Annotated in this window: 8 protein-coding genes; 6 read left to right on the forward strand and 2 right to left on the reverse strand. The window is 69.0% G+C overall.

From position 1 onward, the window contains the following. Positions 1-74 precede the first annotated feature (74 nt). Positions 75-12,170: a hypothetical protein gene (locus OG422_RS25635; protein WP_405746042.1), complete on the reverse strand. Its 12,096-nt coding sequence runs from the start codon at positions 12,168-12,170 to the stop codon at positions 75-77. Positions 12,171-15,215: 3,045 nt separating this feature from the next. Between OG422_RS25635 and pcaD the strand changes: the two genes are divergently transcribed. Genes pcaD through OG422_RS25650 form a run of 3 tightly spaced genes read left to right on the forward strand, consistent with a single transcriptional unit; the run spans position 15,216 to position 18,002 of the window. Further along, positions 15,216-16,502, forward strand: a complete 1,287-nt coding sequence (gene pcaD, locus OG422_RS25640; RefSeq protein ID WP_405746044.1) for a 3-oxoadipate enol-lactonase — start codon at positions 15,216-15,218, stop codon at positions 16,500-16,502. A gap of 38 nt (positions 16,503-16,540) precedes the next feature. Further along, complete coding sequence (locus OG422_RS25645) at positions 16,541-17,179, forward strand: MBL fold metallo-hydrolase (protein ID WP_405746046.1); 639 nt, start codon at positions 16,541-16,543, stop codon at positions 17,177-17,179. A gap of 43 nt (positions 17,180-17,222) precedes the next feature. Continuing rightward, positions 17,223-18,002, forward strand: a complete 780-nt coding sequence (locus OG422_RS25650; RefSeq protein WP_143939711.1) for an exodeoxyribonuclease III — start codon at positions 17,223-17,225, stop codon at positions 18,000-18,002. 53 nt (positions 18,003-18,055) lie between these two features. Here OG422_RS25650 and OG422_RS25655 read toward each other — a convergent pair whose 3' ends face one another. After that, positions 18,056-19,876, reverse strand: a complete 1,821-nt coding sequence (locus OG422_RS25655; protein WP_405746049.1) for a GDSL-type esterase/lipase family protein — start codon at positions 19,874-19,876, stop codon at positions 18,056-18,058. Positions 19,877-20,138: 262 nt separating this feature from the next. Between OG422_RS25655 and OG422_RS25660 the strand changes: the two genes are divergently transcribed. From OG422_RS25660 to OG422_RS25670, 3 genes are all read left to right on the forward strand, one after another. Continuing rightward, on the forward strand, positions 20,139-20,582 hold the full coding sequence (locus tag OG422_RS25660) for a DUF6278 family protein (protein WP_405746051.1): 444 nt from the start codon (positions 20,139-20,141) through the stop codon (positions 20,580-20,582). Positions 20,583-20,800: 218 nt separating this feature from the next. Beyond that, the gene (locus OG422_RS25665; protein ID WP_405746053.1) at positions 20,801-21,544 is read left to right on the forward strand and encodes an amino acid ABC transporter ATP-binding protein; all 744 of its coding nucleotides are present in this window, start codon (positions 20,801-20,803) and stop codon (positions 21,542-21,544) included. 14 nt (positions 21,545-21,558) lie between these two features. Continuing rightward, a complete protein-coding gene (locus OG422_RS25670) occupies positions 21,559-22,485 on the forward strand; it encodes a glutamate ABC transporter substrate-binding protein (RefSeq protein ID WP_405746056.1) in 927 nt (308 codons plus the stop codon). Positions 22,486-22,493 lie beyond the last annotated feature (8 nt).

The raw sequence follows: 22,493 nt of genomic DNA on the forward strand, positions 1-22,493 counted from the left end.
GCCTGCCGTGTGAAAGTGCGAGGCCTCGTGGGGTGCCCTGCGGGTGACCACCCGAATACTTGGCTACGGGAGAGTCAGGGGTGTTCCGGGCCGCTTCCGCCGCCACCGTTGACAGCAACGTGCTCGCTGAGCGCGGCGATAAGATCGTGGCCGAGCGGCCTGCTCGGTCCACCCCCTGCCGGAGTCAGCCAGAATCTGCCCTGCTGCTTCGGAAGGCCACGGTCGTCGTGCTCGTAGGTGCCGGCCAGAACCGAACCATCGGAAGTGGTGTACACCGGGCTGTCGGCACTGATCAAATGCAGGTTCGGGTTCTTGCCATGAATGATGTCGGCCGCCGAACCTTTGCCGTCGAATCGGGTGTTGAGGTCATAGCCGACGAGGATGAGCAGTTGGCCGTCGCGCAGACTCTTGGGCGCTATCACCTCCTGGTAGAACTGGTCCGGCGGCAGCGACCGGTTGCCGACCAGGAAGTACGCGGGGTCCAGCGGGTCGGCCTGTACGTGTATGACGGTCGCGTTCTCAAGCTCCGGGAAGTTGCACGCCATCTGGAACTGCGGCCCTGCGTCGTCCCAAACGAAGAGGATCCCCTTGGCCGGAACATAGAACCCGGCTGGGATGAAGAATCCGGCCGGGGTCGGCAGGCCGTGGGCGTGCACCTCAGGCGTGTCCACCAGCTCAAGCACCATCTCGGGAGAGAGCCCGAGTTCCAGGCAGTTGCGGACGTGGAAGGCCATCTCGGTCGTGCCGCCGGGGAAGTCCAGCGGGCCGCGCTGGTTGCGTGCCTCCAACGTGATGCTGACGAGCGCGTCGGTCTTCACGCTCAGCCACGGTACGTCCCGGCTGACGGAGCGGTCGTTCGTCTGACCAACGTGTGCCGCGAAAGTGGAATGACTGGTGCTCTGGCCGATGCCCATGGACAGCGCGTTGGAGGGCGTCTGTTTCTGGTGCGAATTGGGCGGCAACGTTGGGTCCAGGCTGCCGGAGGTCATGCGCGCGCCGAGTTCGCCATTCAGGCCGCGACTGGCTCCCATGGTGCGGGACTGACGGGACTCGGTGACGTTGTACACATCCAGGTCCAGCGCGCCCTTGAGGAAGTGCCTCGCCCGGGGATCGAACGGCTCGACCTTGATCCGCATCCTGGCATGGGTGTCGGTGAGCGGGCCGCCCTCACGTGCCAGGCCGGGCGAGACCAGACCGTGTTCGTCGACCAGAGAATCCAGTTCACCGGTCATCGTCGGGTGCGAGAGCATGGTGATGATCGCGTCCCGGGCACGGGAGCCGTGGCTGGCCATGCGGGCGGTCGCGGCGTTGTCCGAGAGGTTGAGCGGGCGCACGTTGCCGCCCAGGCGCTTGAGCACCTCCTCGGTCAGGACCCGTAGCTTGTCGTGGTCGAAGCCGCGGGTGAACACCCTCTGGCCCGCCAGGTCCTGTCCGGTGATCGGCAGCGGAGTGCCCCCCAGGCCCCGAACGGTCGTGCCGTACGCCACCTCCCGGACGGCGACATGGTCGGCGGCGGGGCTGTAGCGCTGAAGCTCAGGGCCGTTCAGCGGCTCGGGGACCAGGACGCGTTCGGTGAGAGTCACCGAGGTATGGCCGTCGGCCCGTGTCATGTCCAGCTTGTCCGCCAGTATCAGTGACAGCTTGTCGGGAACGGTCATTCCGACGGTGTTGGCGAAGCGGGAGGGATTGAAGGTTTTGACCACCGCGATGTCGATCCCCAGCTCGCCGGCGTAGCGGTCGCCGGGCCCCGAGATGGCGAACTGGGTCTGGCTGACGTCCGACTCCGCCACCGACCGGCCACGGCTGCTGGACTGGGAGCCCGAGATGCCGGCTGTGCCCGACACGGCGTTCAGCCGGCCGTTGCCCGGCAGGCCTTCGGAAAACTTGGCGCTGTTCGACCAGCCGCTGTTACTGGAGGCGGACTGGCCCAACTCGCTGCGGTTCGAGCGGCTGTGGTAGGTCGCCGCGATGGCGTGGTCGACGCCCTGCAGGTGGTAGTAGCCGTTGTTCTGCGGGTCACGCTCGGCCCTCAGAACAAGCGAGAGCCGCTCGTTGTGCAGCACGCCGGAGGCGGTGGAGTGCAGTACGAGGCCGGGGCCCAGCATGACGTCCAGCAGCGCCCCGGCCGAGCCGAGATCGAGAAGGTTCGCCAGCTTGCTCTTTACGGGCCTAAGGCCCGGCGCCGTGCCGTCGGTCTGCCAGTAGTCCTCCAGCCCCTGTGATCCGTGGAGCGCAAGGAGCCGCTGCACGCCGTCCAGGATCGGGTTGCTGCTCTTGACCCCGGGCGGAACGAACAGCCCCTCGGAGACGGACCCGTGCGGGACCAGCGGGTCTGCGGCCAGCCGCTGGTGCCGCCGGCCGGCACTGGCGGCGGCCAGGTCCTCGACGGTAGCCGGGAGGGTCGCGATGACTCGGTCGGAGTCGCGGTGGGCCGGAGCCGGCGAGCCATTGGGGGGCGTTGGCGACAAGTCGGTGCGGAGCACGGTGGGTCTGCCATCGGGCGCGGCGTTCACGGCGGACAGGAGGTTCACATCATGAGGGTCTACGGGCGGCTCGACCGGCCGCAGAAGCTGGATGCCGTCGGCGATTTCGAAGAGGCTCGCCGCGATCCGCGGAGTGCGAGAGCCAAACATGTTTTTGGCTTGGCTGATCACCGTGACGCGGTAGAGCAGGGCTGAGGTGTGCGGCTGGAGCGTCTCCGTCTGGATAACCATCCGACCCGCGGTCAGGCCGAGCTCGGTGGTGTGGGAGGTCTCCAGACCGCCGCCGCGTGTGCGTCCGAAGCCTTGCGTCCACACCTGGCTGCTGCCGTCGGCATCGTCCCGGCGGGCGCTGAAGCCCGCCGTTGCGCTGACCGAGCCGCTCCAGCCGGATCCGTGGCTGCCGGAGACGTTACTGCCCGTCTCAGTCAGGTCCAGCTTCTCGGCGGTCAGCGTGGGCTGAGCCGGGTCCGGCTGAGGGCCTGCCAGGTGGCTGATCGGGAAGGCTTCGATCCGTACGAGTGCGTTCTTGTCCCGGATGATGCCCTGCTTGATCACGGTGGCCGTCATGTCCGAGGGCGCACGCAGATGGGTACCCATCAGCATGTCGGTATCGGCAGCGGTCCAGACGAGGTCGCCGGCCGCATCCGGCCCGATCCCTACCTTGGCCAGCAGGTCCCGCACCTCCTGCTGCACGTACCGGGAGCCCATCACATCCACCACCACCTCCTCACGATTCAGCGTGAGGAGACGATCTCTGAGATGCTGCGGGAGACCCGGCAAGGTGACCGCCGGCCTGCCGCCGCGCCAATCCCCGGAGTCTGGTTGAGGCAGGGTGTAAGAGTGGTAACGGCGGTTGCCGGCCGCATCGCCGTCACGGTCGGCATACGGGGTGTCCAGGGCCAGTGGCTCCGGGACCACGAAGCGAACCCGATGCTTCCAGTCTTCGCCACCACTGAGTCTGAAGCCGAGCGACGCCTCGCGCCGGAGTTCACTGTCAAGCCGGGAGCCTCCCGCCGGTGGGTCCGCTGGGATGCCCAGGGACGCCAGTTGCTTGAGTGTGATCCGAGGAAAGTTCGTCCGTGTCGGCTCAAACTTGATCTGCACCTGACCCTGGTATGAGGTGACGTCGTAGTCGAAAGTGCGGGCCGGCCCGTCGTACGCCACGCCGCGCATCTGGAAGCCGGACATGCCGACACCGGTGGCCGCCGACTTGGACAGGTTGCCGGAGCCGACCCCGCTCAACTCGATGGTGCGCAGCCCGTTCCCGGTCTCTCGGCCGATACCGAAGGCCACACCGCCGCCGCCGTTGAGGACCAATGAGGAGGACAGTGAGTCGCTGCCACCCACGCTTTTCGAGACGTGCGGAAAGAACTCCAACTTTGCTGAGCCGAGTCGACCCGATGCCACCGGGGTGTCACTCTTCATGGCTACCACCTGGATGGTGATGACTTCCCTGCCACCGTCCACCTCCCGGTAGTAACGGTCCTGCACGCCACCAGGGCGGAACAGCAGCGCGCCGTGGTTGCGCAGCGCCTCGGGGCTGAACTTCGCGCGCAGCCGGGCGTCGAAGTCGCCCAGCATTCCCGGATCCCACACCGGTACCCAGGCCTCCGAGCGCTCGGCCTCCCGCAGCTTCTCTTTTATCTCCGGGATCACGTCTGACGTGCCGGTCAGATGCTCGATCATGGAGAGGCCGATGCCCTGGTGGGTCGCCAGTGCCGCGGGCGGGTGCTTCTCCGTGGCCTCGGCTGCGGTGAGCGCGGCACGCTTGTCCAAGTCCTGCGGGCGCGGGTCCTGGTCGCGCGGCACGAGCCGGTTGGCCCCCTGCCATGCGCGGCTGCCCGGCGCACCGGCCATCTCCCGGTCGATCACGGCCTCGAAGCGGTGTGCCTCACGTATCGGGACGCGGACGAAGATCTGGGTGTCGTGGCTTGCCAGCGGTCCGCGGGGGGAGTAGCCGGCGAGGTCGCTCACCACTTCCACGGCGGTCCGCGTGGTCAGCCGGTAGAGCACGGTGTCGCCGTCGAGCTGGAGGCCCCGCTCTGTCCCAGCGCCGGAGGCCTCATCCGCGCTTCGCGTCGTGGAGAGCTTGGCGCCCACGCTGAAGTTGACGTTGGCCTGGTGGTTGAAGCCGAAGGCCGCCCTCGGGTCCCCGATGGTGTAGCCGAACGTGCCGTGAATCGGCGTGAGACCAACGCCACCCGCATCACTGATGGCACTGCTGGTTGTCACGGCTCGCTGGGTCTGCTCCATCAGCGGCACGTCGCCCTCGTTGACCCGCTGTGCGTTCAGCATCCTGGACCGGACATTCAGACGCGCGAACGCCTTGCCGTCCGCCGTGGAATAGGCCGGCGAGAGGGCCCCGACCGTGATCAGGTCATGGTAGTTGTGGAGCAGGTTCTCCTCGCTGATCGAGTGCTGGATGCCTTCGTAGAGCTCCGAGCCCACGGCCACGGCATGGCTCGGCAGATTGTTCAGCAACTGCTCACGCAACTGCCCAAGGCCCGCGATGCGCTCGGGTACGCTCCTCACTTCTTCGAGTACCTTGCCGATGCGATCGGCGGTCTCGTGGAGTGGGTGGTTCGCGGGCGCCCTGTCCAGCTCGCCCAGGTCTTTCATGCCACGGACCGGGTTGCCGACTCCTGGACGGTCGGCCGGGTCGGGGATGACCTGCCCAGAGCGGCTTTCCTGATGTGGGGTCAGCTCTGACGGAAAGCCGAGCCGGGTGGGGGCCGGGATCCGGATCGGAGTGTCACCAGGGGCGTCCGCCGTACCTTTCACGATCAGGGCCGCGTCGGGGAAGTGAAAGATGGACTCCGAACCGTTCAGCACAAGTCGACCCTTGGCCTGAGACGTCGTCTTGGAGCCGAGCGACCAGCCCTTGGCGCCCTCGCCGCTGACCACGAAGGAGGCGTTCGCCGAGAAGATCTTCGAGGGAAGGTCACCGAACCCCGTGAGTACTCCTACGCCGATGGTGGCCGAGCGGGTGTTCTCCTGGCTCAGCGTGGATCCGGCGACCACCTTGTGATTCGCCGCACCGGGGTTGGGTTTCTGTCCGTACACCGTCTCCTGTGCGGCCTCTCGGAGCTCGTCAGCGGGCACCCAGCGAGCCCTGGCCGGGTCGCCCAGTTCGAGGCTGACGGTAACCTCCCGGCGGCCGGTCCCGGGTACCTCGACGGCGAAACGCAGCCCGCCGTCCATCAAGCGTTCCGCCGACTCGCGGTCGCCGAGCCGATCGAGATTGGCCTTGAGGTCTGTCGTGACAGCAGTGATGGCAGCGGGGGTCGTGTGGTGAGCGGGCAGCCCCGAGCCCGCCTGTTTCGCCAGCTCGTCGTGCCTGGCGAACGGGATGCCGCCGATACTCTCCACCCGGCCGCGGCGGCCCAGCGGGTACTGCGGCTTGCCGTGCCTGTCCAGCTCGGCGAATCCCGGTGGCAGCTGCCGCGGCGCCACCAATCCGGTCTGCCCCGTTCTGGCGGTCGCGGGGGCGTCCCCCGCTTTGTTTGTGGATGTACGGACCGGGCTGGAGGCGGGGTCCGCAGAGGTGTCCATGGTCGATGACCGCTCAGGGGAATCGACCGGACGGTCCGGTACGGGCGAGGGATCATCACGGAGCCGAGGTGACGCATCGTTGTCGAACTCGTGGTTCGCAAGCGAACTGTCCAGATTGTCGGCGCCGCCCGTCGTCCGGGTATGAGTCCGCGCCGTCGCCGCGCCACCGGCGAGGACTTGCCCGATCGAGCGCGGTGCATCCGACATCGGCTGCCGGGGCTCTAACGGTGACGTCGGGCCGTCATCGCCTGGCAGGGAAGAGTCCGGCCTTGTTCGCGAGCCGGGCGCGCCATCCGTTGCCGACGCGATCGCCTTGTCATCCGGGGTGTGCGGGGCAGGAGTGGCGAGCGCAGAGCGATAAAGGGCGCTGGCTCGAAAAGGTTTCCGGCGTAGGGCTTCCTCCCCTCCGATGAATTGCGCCGTTCGATATCCTCCCCTATCCGTCCGTTCCACCTCCGATTTTCCCCAGGTGTGAGGTGGGGTAAGTTTCCAGTGCGCCCGCAGCATTTCATGTTCTTCGCGGTTCCTGGTGACGTACCAATGCCCGAAGCGGCACCATGCCAGAGGTTCTTTGGATTCCGTCGCCACCGCCTTCACCAGTTTCGCTACTTTCGTCGCTGAATTACCCTCAGCCATTCTCGGTGAATGGGCCTCAAGGTACTGATTCTTTCGATATGTACCCTGATCGCCGTGCTGGAACATGGCGTAAGAGGATTCTCCGGCCATGTGAAGGGTCCCGCCATCTCCAATCTCCGAAGTTCCGCTGCGTACCGGATTTCGTCCTTCTTTTTCGTCTCGCATCGCGATCGCGTGGTTCAGCCGATTGAGCAAATTCACCTTCTCGCGACTGGCTTCCGGGATCTGCCCTCCACCGGCGAACCCTCGGACCTTGTAGGCCTCGTGCAGATCGTAGTCACCCGTATACAGGTGATGCATCCATTCCGGATCCTCCTTCAGGCCGACCAGGCGCCGTCCGCCGCCTTCTTCGTGGATGTTGACCGGAATATATGGTTCATCTTTTTCCCCCCATCGCACGAGGCCCCTTGCCAGGACCGAGTGGGGCGGATTATCGATCCGTACTCCCAGGAGACCGCCTTCCGGGCCCCAATGGCCGACGAATCCGGTCAGTTCCAAGGACTCCAGCTGATTCATGACGTCCGGATCGTCCCTGTATTTCGCCTCCACGGAGCTCGCCTTGATGGTTTTCTCCAGGATGGTATGGGGCTTCGCCTTGGCTCCTTCCGCGATCCGTGTGATGGAGAGCGGCCCGGTCTCTCGGATGCAAATGGTGTATTTATATCTACTGCACACCTCCGAAATTGCTTCCCAGTGTTCCTTCCACACGATCTTCTCGAGCTCGTCGGCGCGAACATTTCGGGAAATTCCCGTACTCTTCTGACCTTCGATGGCGACAGGCCCTTCGTACGTGCCGGCCCTGAAGGGTTCCGTGACGGCCTCGGACGAGGAGCCCTGCAGCAATGAAACATTTTCATGCTCCGCGCCGGTGGGACGGGAGATGTGCGGGGCGGGGATGCTGCCCTCGGGGAGCTTGCCCATGGCCTTGGCGCTCAGGCCGGACGCGGGGCCGTCGTCCATGTGGAGACCGCGGGTGGACGAGGCGAGGTCGTCCACGACGCTGCCCGCCGGGGCGGGCGCAGGACCGTCCCAACTGCCGGGCTTCGGCAGGCTGCTGAACTCCTCCGCGTTGTGCAGGACGCCGCCCCGCAGGTCGGCGGCGATGTGGGCGAAGCCGGTGCCGCTCCAGCTCTTGTCGAGCAGTTTCTCGCCGCCGGGGCCGGTGAACGTGACGTCGACGCTGTTGCCGTCGGGGTGGTGGGTGACGGTGATGGTCAGGTCGTCCGTGTGGCCCGGCTTGCTGACGGTGAAGGTCTTGACCAGCCCGTCCTCGCTGAGCGACGGGTGCACGGTGACGTCCTCGAAGCCGCTCCAGCGGACGAGGGAGGACTGGTCGAAGGCGCGGCCGAAGTCGTCGAAGGCGGTGCCCGAGGGGAGTCCGGGCCACTCCTCCCGCAGGACGGCGGCGAAATCGTCCGGCGCGATCGCCTCGGCCCGCACCGGCACGATCGTCAGGCCGCTGCCCGGATCGGTACGGGTCGGGCCGGTACGCACCAGCGTCGTCGGGGAGAGGGTGATCCCCCACTGATCGGGGCTGCGCGGCGCCGGGTGCGCGCCGTGGTCGAAGTGCGGCGGGTACGCCATCGCGAGCTTGCCGTGATCGGCCGGGACCTGGATCTCGAAGACGACGCGGTTGCTCACCACCCCGTTCTTCGCCCACTCCGGCTGGAAATCGAAGGTGTTGGACGTCGAGATCGGCAGCCGCTCGGTGAAGGTGTCCGCCGCCTGGCTCGCCGGGTCCATCGAGACGCCGCGGTAGACGGTCAACTCCTTGTTGGGGCCCTCGAACAGCAGGTCCTGCGTGACGCGGTGGAAGTCCTCCACCTTCGCGATCAGGGCGCCGTCCTCCAGCTTCGAGGGGATGACGAAACCGCCGTAGCCGCGCTTGGAGGTGAACGAGCCGCCGATGACGTCCCGCATCAGTGCCGCAACCTTGCCGTCGCCGTCGGCGCGCCCGAGGTGGACGTGGGCGACGTCGATGAGGGAGTTCCAGTTCTCCGCGTACCTGCCGTGGAGACCGGCGGCCGCGGGCGGGGCGTCGGTGTGCGGTGCCGGGACCGGCGGGGCGTCGTGGAAGGCGCCGTCGGACCAGGTGTAGCGCTGCGGCCCGCCGGGCGACGCGACGACGATATGGCCGTCCTCGATCTTCACCGGCCAGGCGTGGCCACCGGCCGCGTCCAGCACCGGCGCCGCCGTCGACTTCCCCAGCTTCGACGTCGTACCGACCGTGATCCCGTCGAGCGGACCGCCGCGCAGCGCGATGTCCTCACCGGTCAGGGTCAGCCCGGCGAAGCCACGCTGGTAGTGCCAGGTGCGGAGGGGGCTGCCGCCCGGCGCGTCCAGCAGCTGGACGTCGATCCGCGCGTCGGCGGCGCCGCCGTGGACGACGAGGCGGTCCCCGAAGCCCTCGGCGCCCGCGAGCGTCGGCACCTGGCGGCGCGGGGCCTGGACCACCACACCGTCGAGGCCCGGGAGGTCCTTCTCGAAGCGGTTTTGGGCCGACGCACCGCCGAGCAGCCGCGGGCGGTCGGCGAGGGAGAGGTCGTCCAGGGCGCGTAGTTCGTGGGCGACGGTGTCCGGGTCCATGCCGAGCTGACGGAAGCTGTCGCGGGCGTGGCCGAGACGGTTGACGGCCGCGTCGAGGTCGACGCGCGCCTGTTCGCCGACGGTCGGCCCGTCGGAACGGCCGTCCCCGCGGCCGCCGTGGAGATCGAAGTTCAGCTGTGCGTGGTTGAACTCCCGCTGCGCGCGCTGCACTTCGCCCCAGGAGCCGACCCGCGCGTCGACCACGTCGTCCGACGCGCCGGGGCTGCGGAAGACGTCGAGGCGGGCGTCGGACTCCCGGGCCCAGATCGCGTCCAGCTCCGCGCCGGAGGGCCGGGACGGGGCACCGTGACCGCCGGGCGCGCCACCCATTGCCGAGGTGATCGCCTTGTCATCCGGGGTGTGCGGGGCAGGAGTGGCGGGTGCAGAGTGGTCAAGGGCTCTTCGCTGGCCCCGAGCCGCGATCGTTTCGTTGGCAAAATTGCCCGTGATGTCCTCGTCGGGCGCAGGCGACAACGGCTGGTTCGGCAGTCTGGGCGGTGCCTGTGCTGCCGTGGCGGTGCTGGGGTGGTCGTCCCTGGTGTCGGTGGTGTCCGAGGTGAGTGCGCGCTGCCGCAGTGCGACGCCCTCCATGCTCGTGTCACCCAAGGACACCGGGCGGTCCGGCCGCTCCCCGTTGTGCGGGGGAATTCGCGGGTTGTCCGGCTCGGTGGGCCGGGCGGGAGCAGCTTCACGGGGATCGCCGGAGGATGCAGCCGGTTCGACTTGGCCCGCTGTGGTGTGGAGGGAGGGTTCGCCTGCGGCAGCCGTGACTGTGGGGCGGTCCGCGGACAAGCTGACCGGGGTGGACCTACGGTCAGCCGACGGTCGTGCCGCGGTGTCGGTTTCTGTGGAGATACGGGGGGCCGGGGACTGCGGGGAGGGCGTTCCGGGGCGTGTGCGCACTCCAGCCGTGACGTCGTTGCGCGTGCCTGCGCCTGCGCCTGTTCCGGCGCCTGTGCCTGTGTTTGTTGGGGTGTTGGTGGTGGGTCGGTCGCCGCTGTGGGGGCCGGGGGTGTCGGGCAGTACGAGCTGATGCGCGTCGCGGCCCGCCCCGGACGCGAGCGTGGCCGGGGCCGATTCGTGCGGCGAGTCCGCCCCGCCCACCGGTGTGGGGGAAACCTCCCCCGAGAAGAGCTGATCGCCCCTGGCACCGTGCTCGGGAGCGGTGGGATGCATCCCTGCGGAGGCACTGTCCGATACCGCCGGGCCGCTGTGCGGCAGCGCGGTCGTTGTGTCCGGCCCGGAGTCTTCAAAACCGGGCAGGCCGCGCACGCCGGAGTCTGCGCTCTGCACCGACACCGAGTCCGCACGCTCCCCGAGCGCGCCCGAACCGGGCTGGGCCTGCGCCGCCGAGCCGACGTCGGCCGGCATGTGCGGGTCGCCGGCGGAGCGGGTGAGAGAGGTGTCGAAACCGGACAGACCACCACTCAACCCAGACGAGGAAGCACCGGAAGTTTCTCCCGGGAGGCGGGCGGCGGCCTGCGTGTCCGCGCCACTGGTGAGCCCGGACGAGGAGGTATCCGGTGTGTGTGCCGGGGTGCGCGTGGCGGCTGGCGCGTCCGTGTCACTGTTCAATCCGGACGTAGAAGCATCCGGTGTGTGCGCCGGGATGCGGGCGGTGGGCGGCACTTCCCCGCCAGTGTTCAGTCCGGACGTAGAGGTATCCGGTGTGTGCGTCGTGGTGTGGGTGGTGGTCGGCGTGTGTGCGTCGCTGGCCTGCTGGTGGACGGCCCCGGCACGATCCGTGAGAGGGGTGCCCTCACCGCCGCCGGCCACCGTGGTGCGGTTCTGCCCGGTGCTGGACGCCGGCACGCCCATCCCGTCGGAGGCCACCTGCGACACGGCAGCCGTACCGCTCGTCGTCTGCGGACCGGTGGACTCCACACCGGGCCGGCCCACCACCCCCTCGCCCCCATCACCGACCGGATGACCGCCACCGCCCAAGACACCGGTCGGACCGACCGGACCGACCGGACCGACCGGACCGACCAGACCGGCCGGATCGGCCGGCGCTGACGTGACCGCTGCCTTCACGTCCTTCACATCAAACGAGTGCAGATCCGGCGCCTTGGGCACCTGAGCCTTGACCGAATCGACCTCAACGTGGTTCGCACCACCGCCGAACCGCCTCCGCTTGCCACCCCCAAAGGCATCAAGCGCACCCGAGGTCAACGCCGCCCCCAGAGCCTGCTCCTCACCGAAGACACCCTGCACGACCCCAGCAGTCACAACGCCCGACGCGCCACCCAGCGCCAGCTTGCCCGCCAGCTTGCCCGCCAGCTTCGGGGCCAGGACATCACCAGAGCCCATGACAAGCCCACCCACAGCACCCGAGATCGCCCCCGACTCAAGAGCCTGCAACGTGTTCTGCACACCCCACCGAGAACGATCCCCCTTGAGGAACTGGAGGGCCTGGACCACCACGTCCATACCCACCCCCACCCCCACACCGACAGCCATCCCGATCACCAGACGACGCAAAATCATCTGCACCGCGAGACGAGCGGAAACGACCCACGCCCCCACCGCCTCAGGCGCGAACAAGGCCCACTCAATGATCTGCGACGCCAGCAAAACAAGCTGCAGCAAGATCATGTACTTCGCATACTCCAGCTGCAGACCGGCCTCACCGGTCATCTCCCCCATCTGGGCCAAACCCTCAGCCATACCCGGCAGCACCGCACGCAACTGCCCCACAAAACCCCGGAACTCCTCAGCGGCCGAACCACCCAGACTTTCCAGAACACCATTCGCCGACGCCACCAACGCATCACTGACCCCAGCCAGCTCCGCACCAGCATCCCCCCAGGCCGCACCCGCCGCCCGGTACTTGTCCTCATCCCCCCGAGGCCACGAATCCCCCACCGCCAGAAACGCAACCCACCCCAACTCAGAAGGAATCTCGACACTCATACAGCACCGCGATCACATTCCACACAACCCCAACACCCCACCCACCACATCACCGACCAACCCGCCCCCTCGACACCAGGCGCATTCCACGACAGATCATTCATATCCATTGAAAACGTCCCACCAGCCACCACAACCCCCTCCATGAAGCAACACCCAAAACCACCCACCGCAGCCCGGAGCGGCTACCTCCCCGCGGTTGCAGCGCACACTGCTCGCAGGTCCTGCCCGCTGCGTCAGCGGGTCCACAGCTCGACCGAAGTTCCGGGAACACAGTCAACATCTTTCGGACAGGCGCCGACTAGGCCGTTCCGAGTGACCATGACCGCTTGTACACACCGCTCTGCCCGAAGGGTTTCGCGGATCCGATCAAGGCTGACAAGGCTGAGGACTTGAAGAGGTACCGATACCGGAGCGATGCAAGATCTGGGCAGTGATCACCGCGTCCGTGGCCGTCTTGACGGTGGAGCCGTCCGCGGCTGCGATGACAGGGTGCGGCGACCATGAGGCGCTCGCCGCCAAGGTTCGGACCGTGGCCACGTTCGACTTCGTCGCCGGAGAGGTGGCCGAGAACCTCACCGTCAACCCGGACGACTCCCAGACCGTCTCGATGTTGGGCAGCTCGGCGGGCCGGCCGCCGGAGCTGGTGCAGATCTCTCCGGCCGGGCGGAAGAGTCAAGACCGTACCGACTGCCGCGGACGGCCTGGCCACGCCCACCGCCACGGCCGTGCGCGGAAAGTGGCTGTACGTCACCAACAGCGGGACCACGCAGATGCCGCACGACCCGAAACTCCAGTGCGGCAGGGCCAACCTGAGGGCTCTTCTCTCTGGGTGCACTGAGTGGGCTGATGCCGGCGGAGGATGAGGATCTCCGGCAGCGAGGCCAAGCTCGGCGGTCTCGGCGTCATGTCCGCAGGGACCTGTCATCTGCACGCTGGTGAACTCCCGAGGGCACGTGCGACGGCGGGCTGTTGACTGTCGGCCTGGGTCTTACGGCGTGGCGCTCCTGTTGTGCTTGGGCACGGGTGCATAGCGGGAGACCTGCGCGGGCACTGCCGCCCGCGGGGCGAGGCCGGGGTGATCAATGGCGTGCGGGGCGCACGAGGAGTTGGCGCGATACGGCCAGCTCGGTGATCTCGGTCTTGAGCTGCTACGTCGCGTGGGCCGACAGGTGGCACGGACTCCCCTCACCCAGCTCCATGATGACCTGGGCGCCCGCCTCGGCTCGACGCGCGCGGCACCGCGTCGCCCCTGGACGCTCTTGTCGTCGCCCGCCGCTGCGGGCACGTGGACGGCGACCGCGGGCGCTGACAGTAACTGTGTCCGCCCGTGAGCGCCGACATGGCATAGGTGTGACGACATGTTGGCGGCACTGGAGCCTCCGACATCTCTGCGCCCGTTCTTACCAGGGCTGGGCAGCGCGGGCGGTTTGGGAGTGCCGTCGGCCTCGGTAGTCCCTGGAGGGTAATTTCCGGGATCGTCACCGGATGCGGAGCGCGGATCAGAATGAACGGCATCCAGACGCTGCCTTCGAGGCTCATCGGAACGGCTTCGCGGCGTCGGTCTCAGAAAATGCATTTCGCCTCAATAGGCCCGACATGGAGGGCTCTCTGTCGAGATGAGGATGGGGATTCGCCCACGGCAGACAGGGAAATCCTTCAAAGGGCTGGAACGTTCGTCGATGTCATGTCAACGTACAACGTCAGGTGAGCGCCAGGCTGGACTGTGCGGCGATATTTTCGCGTCCAGGACTACGAATTGATGCCGCGCGTCTTGTGAGGATCTCTTGCTGACGCCATCCCGGATTAGGAGGTTCTTCTGTCTGACTCTGGCATTCGATCCGCTCGCTTCACCTCCCCCGTTCTCTTCGTCCTTGGCGCGCTGAACGCATGGTCCGGCCAGGCGTCCGGTGGCTATGGCGCGGTGTCCAGTGGGCTCTGTGTCTGCGTCTGTGCGGTCGGCCTGTTCGGTGAGGGTCAGCTGCAGCGAAGTTATCGCGGCGACCGTGTCGTCATCGCGTACATTGCAGCAAATCCTGGAGTCACAACTCGGCGCATGGCCTGTGGCCTCGGGTCCACAGAGCGAGTCGTGGCGCGCAGCCTTGACCGCCTCACGGATGACGGTCTGCTGGTACTTGCTGCAGATAGTGCGTCGCCGGGCCTGCGCTCATACCGGCTGGCTCCCTGACCGAGTCGGCCCGAGATCCTTCCGGATCCATCTGATATGGCAGGCAACATAGACCACGATCGCCGGTTAGCCCAACCGGCGATTCTCGCGACCATTGTGGTGTTCGTAATCGGCTGCGCTTGGCGGTGGAGCCGTGGCGGATGCCGGAGGCCGAGCTGTGCGTGCGGGAAGTCTCCGTCCTCTGCTGCCCAGATGAGTGTGGTGGCCACCGCTGAACCGCAAGGGCCCCGCTAAGGAAGGAGAGTGTCGCGATGAGTTTTCGGTCGACGGTTCCGCTGGGACGGTTGGAGAAGGGGGCGGCAGCGAATCAACGCTCGTACTCATGTCTGCGGGTGATGTCACGAAGTGCCTAAGGAGGCCGAAGAGTTGGGTGTACGGAAACTGGCGGAGCCAAGGAATTCCGTTCAAGCGAGTGGGCAACGCACTGCGCTGCCGTGCGGGAGACCTAAATGATTGGATTGGCCTGCCGGTTCCGTGGTGGGGGCTGTAGCAGAGAGAAAAACGATAGCCGAGGTTGCTTGGGTGTAGAAAATATGGGGCGGGATGGCTAAGCGGTGGTACGGCGGTCGAAATGCCTCGGTCTGGCAGGCCGAACACATGGGGGTTCCGTCCGGCAGTACGAGCCCGGCACGTGTGCTATGAAGCTCGTTCCGCATGCTTTACGTACCTGGCTAACAATGGTGTTCCCGATCACATCCTTGCGCGTTGGGCCGGGCACAAGAACGTGAGTACCACCAAGAAGTGGTACGTCAAGCCGGATGTGGAGGATCTTCGTGAAGCCGCCGAAACCTGGACTGGATTGCATGGAGGTCCTACCCAAGCACGTGAGAAAAAGTGAGATGTGAGACGGTGCGGGCGTGAGTGAGACACGGGCGCATATGCTCCAATACCGCGTTGACGGGCCAGAAGACGCTCCAGCCCTGGTCTTGGGTGCTTCGTTGGGGACAACGTGGCACATGTGGGACAGGCAGATCCCGGAGCTGACCCGTCAGTGGCGGGTCATCCGCTTTGATTTGCCTGGTCACGGCGGTTCGCCCGCCTACCCCGCGTCCTCGGTCGCCGAGCTGGCCGACCGGGTCGCCGCCACCCTCGACGCGCTCGGCGTGGACCGTTTCGGCTACGGCGGCTGCTCCCTCGGCGGCGCCATCGGTACGCAGTTGGCGCTCACCCGCCCGCAGCGCGTCACCTCGCTCGCGCTGGTCTCCTCGTCACCGCGCTACGGCACCGCCGACTCCTGGCGGCAGCGCGGGGTCGTCATCCGTACCAACGGGCTCGACCCGATCGCGCGGACCGCGCCCGAGCGCTGGTTCACCCCGGGGTTCGCCTCCGCTCAGCCCGCCATCGTCGAATGGGCCGTGCAGATGGTGCGGACCACCGACCCCGGCTGCTACATCGCCGCCTGTGAGGCGCTGGCCTCGTACGACGTCAGATCGTCGCTGGGCAGAGTGGGCGTGCCGACGCTCGTCGTCGCCGGGTCGGAGGACCAGACCACGCCGACCACCGACGCCCGCAGCCTGGTCGCCGGTATCCCGGACGCGAGCCTGGCGCTGGTGCCCGGCACCTCCCACCTCGCCCCGGTCGAGCAGCCCGCGGCCATCACCGAACTCCTCATCCGGCACTTCAGCACCGCCTGGCACGACAAGCCGTCCGCGGGCGGGCAGCCGGCGATCGGTGCGGCGGCGCCCAAGCCGCAGCTGGCGGCGGTCGCGCAGACCGCGCCCGCCGCCATCGAGGCGGGGCTGGCCCAGCCGGAGGCGGTCCGCGGCAGCGCGTACGAGCGTGGCGCGAAGGTCCGCCGCGAGGTGCTGGGCGACGCCCATGTCGACGCGGTCGAGGAGGCCACCGACGCGTTCTCCGGGGAGTTCCAGGACCTGGTGACCCGCTACGAGTGGGGCGAGACCTGGACGCGGCCGGGCCTGGACCGGCGCACCCGCAGCATCATCACGCTCACCGCGCTGGTCGCGGGAGGCCACCACGGTGACATCGCCGCGCACACCCGCGCCGCGCTCCGCAACGGCCTGACGCCCACCGAGATCAAGGACATCCTGCTGCACACCGCCGTCTACTGCGGTATCCCTGCGGCGAACGCCGCCTTCACCGTCGCGCAGCGGGTCATCCGCGAGGAGACCACGCCGGAGGGCTGAGCCGGGCGCGGCCGGGGCGGGGGCGGCAGGATGGCGTCATGGAACTGACGAAGAAGACCCATTCCTGCGTCCGGCTGGAGAAGGACGGGTGGGTGCTCGTCATCGATCCCGGAGTGTTCAGTGAGGAGGACGCGGCCGTAGGGGCCGACGCCCTGCTGGTCACGCATGAGCACGCCGACCACTTCGACGAGGGGCGGCTGCGCGCGGGCCTGGAGGCCAATCCGGCCGCCGAGATCTGGACGCTGGCTGCCGTCGCCGACCAGCTGTCGGCGGCGTTCCCGGGCCGGGTGCACACCGTCGGCGAGGGCGACACCTTCACCGCCGCCGGTTTCGACATCGAGGTCCACGGTCAGCTGCACGCCGTCATCCACCCCGACATCCCGCGCATCACCAACGTCGGCTATCTGATCGACGGCACGGTCTTCCACCCCGGCGACGCGCTCACCGTGCCCGAGGGGCGGCAGGTCGACACCCTGCTGCTGCCGGTGCACGCGCCCTGGAACAAGGTGTCCGAGGTCATCGACTACGTCCGCGCGGTCGCGCCCCGCCGGGCCGTCGACATCCACGACAGCCTGCTGCGCGACCACGCCCGGCCGATCTACGACGGCCTGATCGGCAATCTCACCACCACCGACCACGGCCGCCTGGCTCCCGGCACCGCCACCGGGCCGCTCTGACGCTCCGCGGCCGTTGTCAGTGGTGCGCTGTAGGTTTACCGGCATGCGCATCGCGACCTGGAACGTCAACTCGATCACCGCCCGCCTCCCGAGGTTGCTGGCCTGGCTGGAGAACACCGGCACGGACGTGCTGTGCATCCAGGAGACCAAGTGCTCCCCGGAGCAGTTCCCCGCCGACCAGCTGCGGGAGCTGGGGTACGAGTCCGCGGTCACCGCCACCGGCCGGTGGAACGGCGTGGCGCTGGTCTCCCGGGTGGGCCTGGAGGACGTGGTGTCCGGTCTGCCCGGCGGCCCGGCGTACGACGGCGCCCAGGAGCCCCGCGCCGTCTCCGCCACCTGCGGCCCGGTCCGCGCCTGGTCGGTCTACGTCCCCAACGGCCGCGAGGTCGACCACGCGCACTACGCGTACAAGCTGGAGTGGCTGGCGGCGCTGCGGACGGCGGTAGCCGAGGACGCGGCGGGCGGTCGTCCGTTCGCCGTCCTCGGCGACTTCAACGTCGCGCCGACCGACGACGACCTGTGGGACCCGGCCGCGTTCGTCGGCCAGACGCACATCACGCCCGCCGAGCGGAAGGCGCTGACCACCCTGCGGGACACCGGCCTGAGCGATGTACTGCCCCGCGCCCTCAAGTACGACCGCCCCTTCACGTTCTGGGACTACCGCGCCCTCGGCTTCCCGAAGAACCGCGGAATGCGCATCGATCTCGTCTACGGCAACACCGCGTTCGCCGGTGCGGTGTCGGATGCCTATGTGGACCGGGAGGAGCGCAAGGGGAAGGGCGCTTCCGACCATGCGCCGGTCGTGGTCGATCTGGATCTCTGAGGGGCCCCGGGCAGGGGCGCAGGCCCGCGGCCCGCGCCCCTGCCCGGTGGACCTCACCCCTGGCCCGGCACCAGCTTCCGCAGATCCACCGAGTCGGCGAGCGCCGCGAGGCCCGCGTCGCCCGGGTGGAGATGGTCGCCGCTGTCGTAGGCGGGGAGCATCCGCTGCGGGTGGGCCGGGTCGCGGACCACGGCGTCGAAGTCCAGCACCGCGTCGAACGCCCCGCCCTGATCGCGCAGCGCCGCGTTGACCGCCTGCCGCCGCGCCTCGACCTCCGCGCTGCAGTCCTGGTAGCCGCCGCAGGGCGTGAGCGTCGCCGCGACGACCCGCAGCCCGTGGGCGTGGGCGCGCCGGGCGAGCGCCCGCAGCCCGTCCACCACCTCCGGTGCCGGAGTGCCCCACCGCACATCGTTGATGCCCTCGAAGAGCACGACCGTACGGACCGAGGTCTGCGCCAGGACATCGCGCTGCAGCCGGTGCCCGGCGCTCACCCCGCCCATGTCGTTGCTGACGCCGTCGCCCGGGTAGCGGTCGGTGACCACGCGGTTGGCGGAGATGCCCTGGTTGAGGACGCCGTAGCGGGGGAGGGCGTGCTGCTGCCGGAAGCGGCGGGCGAGGGCGTCGGGCCAGCGGTGGTCGGCGCCGCTGGTCGAGCGGACCCCGTCGGTGATCGAATCGCCCAGCGTCACGACCGAACCGGGCCCGCCCGCGACGTCCACACCGGTCAGGAACGGCCAGGTGGTGAGGGTTTCGGGGAAGGCGCCGCCGCCCGCGTCGGCGGTGCGGTCACCGGCACCGGACGCGCTGAGGTACGAGGTCTGGGCCGCCTCCTGGTGCACCGGCGCCGCCGTGACCGTCCCCGGCAGATGGACGCTGACCAGCAGATCCCGTCCCGCGGGCACGGGGAAGCCCAGCGGATCGCTGACCGCCTCGGCCCCGGCCGGAACGCGGACGCCGCGCTGCCCGTGACGGAAGGCCAGCCGCCGCGGTGTTCCGTAGGCCGTGGCGCCGCCCCGGCGGACGGCGACGCTCGCGGCGCCGAGGGTGACGGGCGCGGCCGCGAAGGTGTTGGTGAACCGCACGCGGACCCGCTGCCCGCCCGCGGCGGCGTGCACCACCAGCCGCAGCGTCCGGTCCCGCCACGGCCCGACCCCCGTGTAGCCGGAGGTGCTGGTGGCCCAACTCCCCGTCCAGCCACGGTCGTCGCGGCGCACCGCCAGCGCGAAGACGTGCAGCTCCGCGCCGGAGGCTGCGGCCCGCGGCAGCTGTACGGAGGCGACGGCGCGGCCCGGCCGCAGCGGCACGGTCACCGCGTACAGCCGGGCCGGTCCGTCGACGGTGCCGTGCGGGGTGACCAGGTGCGGCAGCGCCACCGCCTTGGTGGCGGGCGGGCCGGAGCGCCAGTCGGGGGCGGTCAGCCGGTAGCCGCTCACCGAGCCGTCGCGGTAGTGGACCGTGCCGTTCCCGGTGGCGGGGGCGCCGGTGCCGGTCGCGGCGGCCAGGAACGTCAGCGCGGGGCCCGTGCCGCCGACGGCGACGGTCTGGCCGTTCGCGACCACGTTGTCGGGCCGCCCCGCGGTGGCGCGTGGCCAGGTCAGAGGGGCGGCGTCGAGGTCCAAGGCGCGGCCCGGCGTCCAGCCGGCCGCCGACAGGTCGGGTGCGGAGAGGGCGTTGCCCGCACCGTCGAAGTCGGCGGCGCCGGGTCTGGAGCCGCCGCCGACCGCGGTGTTGTCGTAGAGGTGCGTCAACGGCAGGGCGTGCGCGGCCTGTTGTGGGGAGGTCGTACGCGCCGCGGCCGCGTTCGCCGTGGCCGCGGGCAGCGTCGCCGCGGTGGTGAGCAGCGCCAGGGCGGTGCACAGATGTCGTATGCGCATCGGTCGTTCCCTCCGTGAGAGATGGGGTGGGGGGAGCCGTCCGCGGCGCCCGCCCGGTACGGCGGCGGGCGGCGGGACGGTGCGGACTTCCCCTGGAGTAACGGGCGTTCCGGTGAGAGGTGGCGGCTGTCGATCCGGCAGATCAGACCGGAGCGCCGTGAAAGGGGGGAGAAGGGAGGGGGACGTCGGGATGACGAACGGCGGTCGGCGGTTGCCGCGCGCCTGTGGCCGGGCCCGGTGGACGGGTGGGACCCTGCACCCCATGAACATGTCTTTCCTGGACAAGTGGCGCAAGGGTTCGGGCGCGCGCCGTACGGCGGTTCCGCTCGCGGACGCGGTGCGTGAGGACCCCGGCGCCATCGCCGAGCTGCTGTCCGAATGCGAGCTGCTCCGCGCCGAGGCCGGGCACGCCGGGGTCGAACTGGACGACTCCGACGCGTCGTTGGAGGCGCTCGACCAGCTGCAACCGGTGTGGCGGGACGACCCGGAGGTGCTGCCCTGGCTCGGCAACGACGCGGGGCTCTACCTCGGCACGGTCCTCGTACGCACGGTGCCCGGCGCGCGGTGGCGGGTGTGGCCGGACGGGCAGCCGGTGGTGTGCCTGGCATCCGGCCGGGAGATCGATGTGGTGGCCGCCGGGCACGAATGGGCCGACGACGGGGCGCCGGAACTCTCGCAGGTCTATGCGGAGGTCGCGGAGAACTGAGGGGGCGGGCCCGGCCTCGTGGCGCTTCGGCCCGGCGCCACGGCCGCACCCCGGCGGCGAGCGGGCCCCGGCTCCCGGAGCCCGGCCCCGTAACACCCGGCCCCCGCCCCGTCGATTCCACTCTCCTCCCCACCCCCGTGCGTGTCAGCGGAGAACTGTCGGAAATGTCCCGGTAAGTTGCGCACTCTCCGCTGTACGGATGAGAGTGAGCAGACTGCATGGCCGGTGAGGCGCTGATCGAACTGCGCGGGGTCAACAAGTACTACGGGAAACTCCATGTCCTCCAGGACATCGACCTCACCGTCGGCCGCGGCGAGGTGGTGGTCGTCATCGGCCCCTCGGGATCCGGGAAGTCCACGCTCTGCCGGACCATCAACCGCCTGGAGACCATCGAGTCGGGCACCATCACCCTGGACGGCACCCCGCTGCCCGAGGAGGGCCGGGCGCTCGCCGGGCTCCGCGCCGAAGTCGGCATGGTCTTCCAGTCCTTCAACCTCTTCGCGCACAAGACCGTCCTCGCCAACATCACGCTGGCCCCGGTCAAGGTCCGCAAGCAGAAGAAGGACGCGGCCGCCCGGCGCGCCCGCGAACTGCTGGACCGCGTCGGCCTCGCCGCGCACGCCGACAAGTACCCCGCCCAGCTCTCCGGCGGCCAGCAACAGCGTGTCGCCATCGCCCGAGCCCTGGCCATGGACCCCAAGGCGCTCCTCTTCGACGAGCCGACGTCGGCGCTGGACCCGGAGATGATCAACGAGGTGCTGGAGGTCATGCAGCAGCTCGCCCGGGACGGGATGACGATGGTCGTCGTCACGCACGAGATGGGGTTCGCCCGCTCCGCCGCCAACCGCGTGGTGTTCATGGCCGACGGCCGCATCGTCGAGGACCGCACGCCCGAGGACTTCTTCACCGCGCCGCGCAGCGAACGGGCCCGCGACTTCCTCTCCAAGATCCTCAAGCACTGAACGGGGGCGCGAAGATGCCGAACTCCCACCGGCGGCGCCCACGCCGCACCGCCGTCGTCCTGCTGCTCGCCGTGCTCGCCCTGGCCGTCGCCGCCTGCGGCCGGGAGGGCAGCCCGCCCGCCAAGGGCCCGAGCGCCGGACAACTGCCGCACTACGCCGTGGACACCGGCTTCCGGCTGCCCGACTCGCCCACCTGGCGACGGGCCGAGCGCCGCGGCCACCTCGTCATCGGCGTCAAGGAGGACCAGCCCTACCTGGGCGAACGCGACCCCTCCAGCGGCCGCTACTCCGGCTTCGACATCGAGATCGCCAGGATGATGTCCGCCTCCCTGGGCTTCGACCCGGCCACCATCGACTTCAAGACCATCTCCTCCGCCAACCGCGAGACCGCGCTGCAGAACGGCCAGATCGACCTCTACGTCGGCACGTACACCATCAACGCGATGCGCAAGAAGCAGGTCGGTTTCGCCGGGCCGTACTACATGGCCGGGCAGGGGCTGCTGGTGCGGGCCGGCGAGAACGACATCGACGGCCCGGAGGACCTGGCCGGACGGCGCGTCTGCTCGGCCGCCGGATCCACGCCCTACCAGCGCATCAAGGCCGACTACCCCAAGGCGGTCCTCGTCGCGTACGACACCTACTCCATCTGCGTCGACAACCTCCTCACCTACCAGGTCGACGCGGTCACCACGGACGACGCGATCCTGCTGGGCTACGCGGCGAAGGCGCCCGACGAGCTGAAGGTCGTCGGCAAGCCCTTCTCGAAGGAGCCCTACGGGATCGGCGTCCCCCGCGCAGACACCGCGCTGCGGATGGCGCTCAACGACGCGCTCGCCGCCCGGCAGCGGAACGGTGACTGGAAGAAGGCGTTCGAGGCGACCCTCGGCCTGTCCGGGGCGCCGGCGCCGAAGCCGCCGCCGATCGACCGCTACCCGGGCTGAGAAGGAAC

It is taken from the genome of Streptomyces sp. NBC_01525 (assembly GCF_045040405.1).
GTDB classification, from domain to species: Bacteria; Actinomycetota; Actinomycetes; order Streptomycetales; family Streptomycetaceae; genus Streptomyces; species Streptomyces benahoarensis.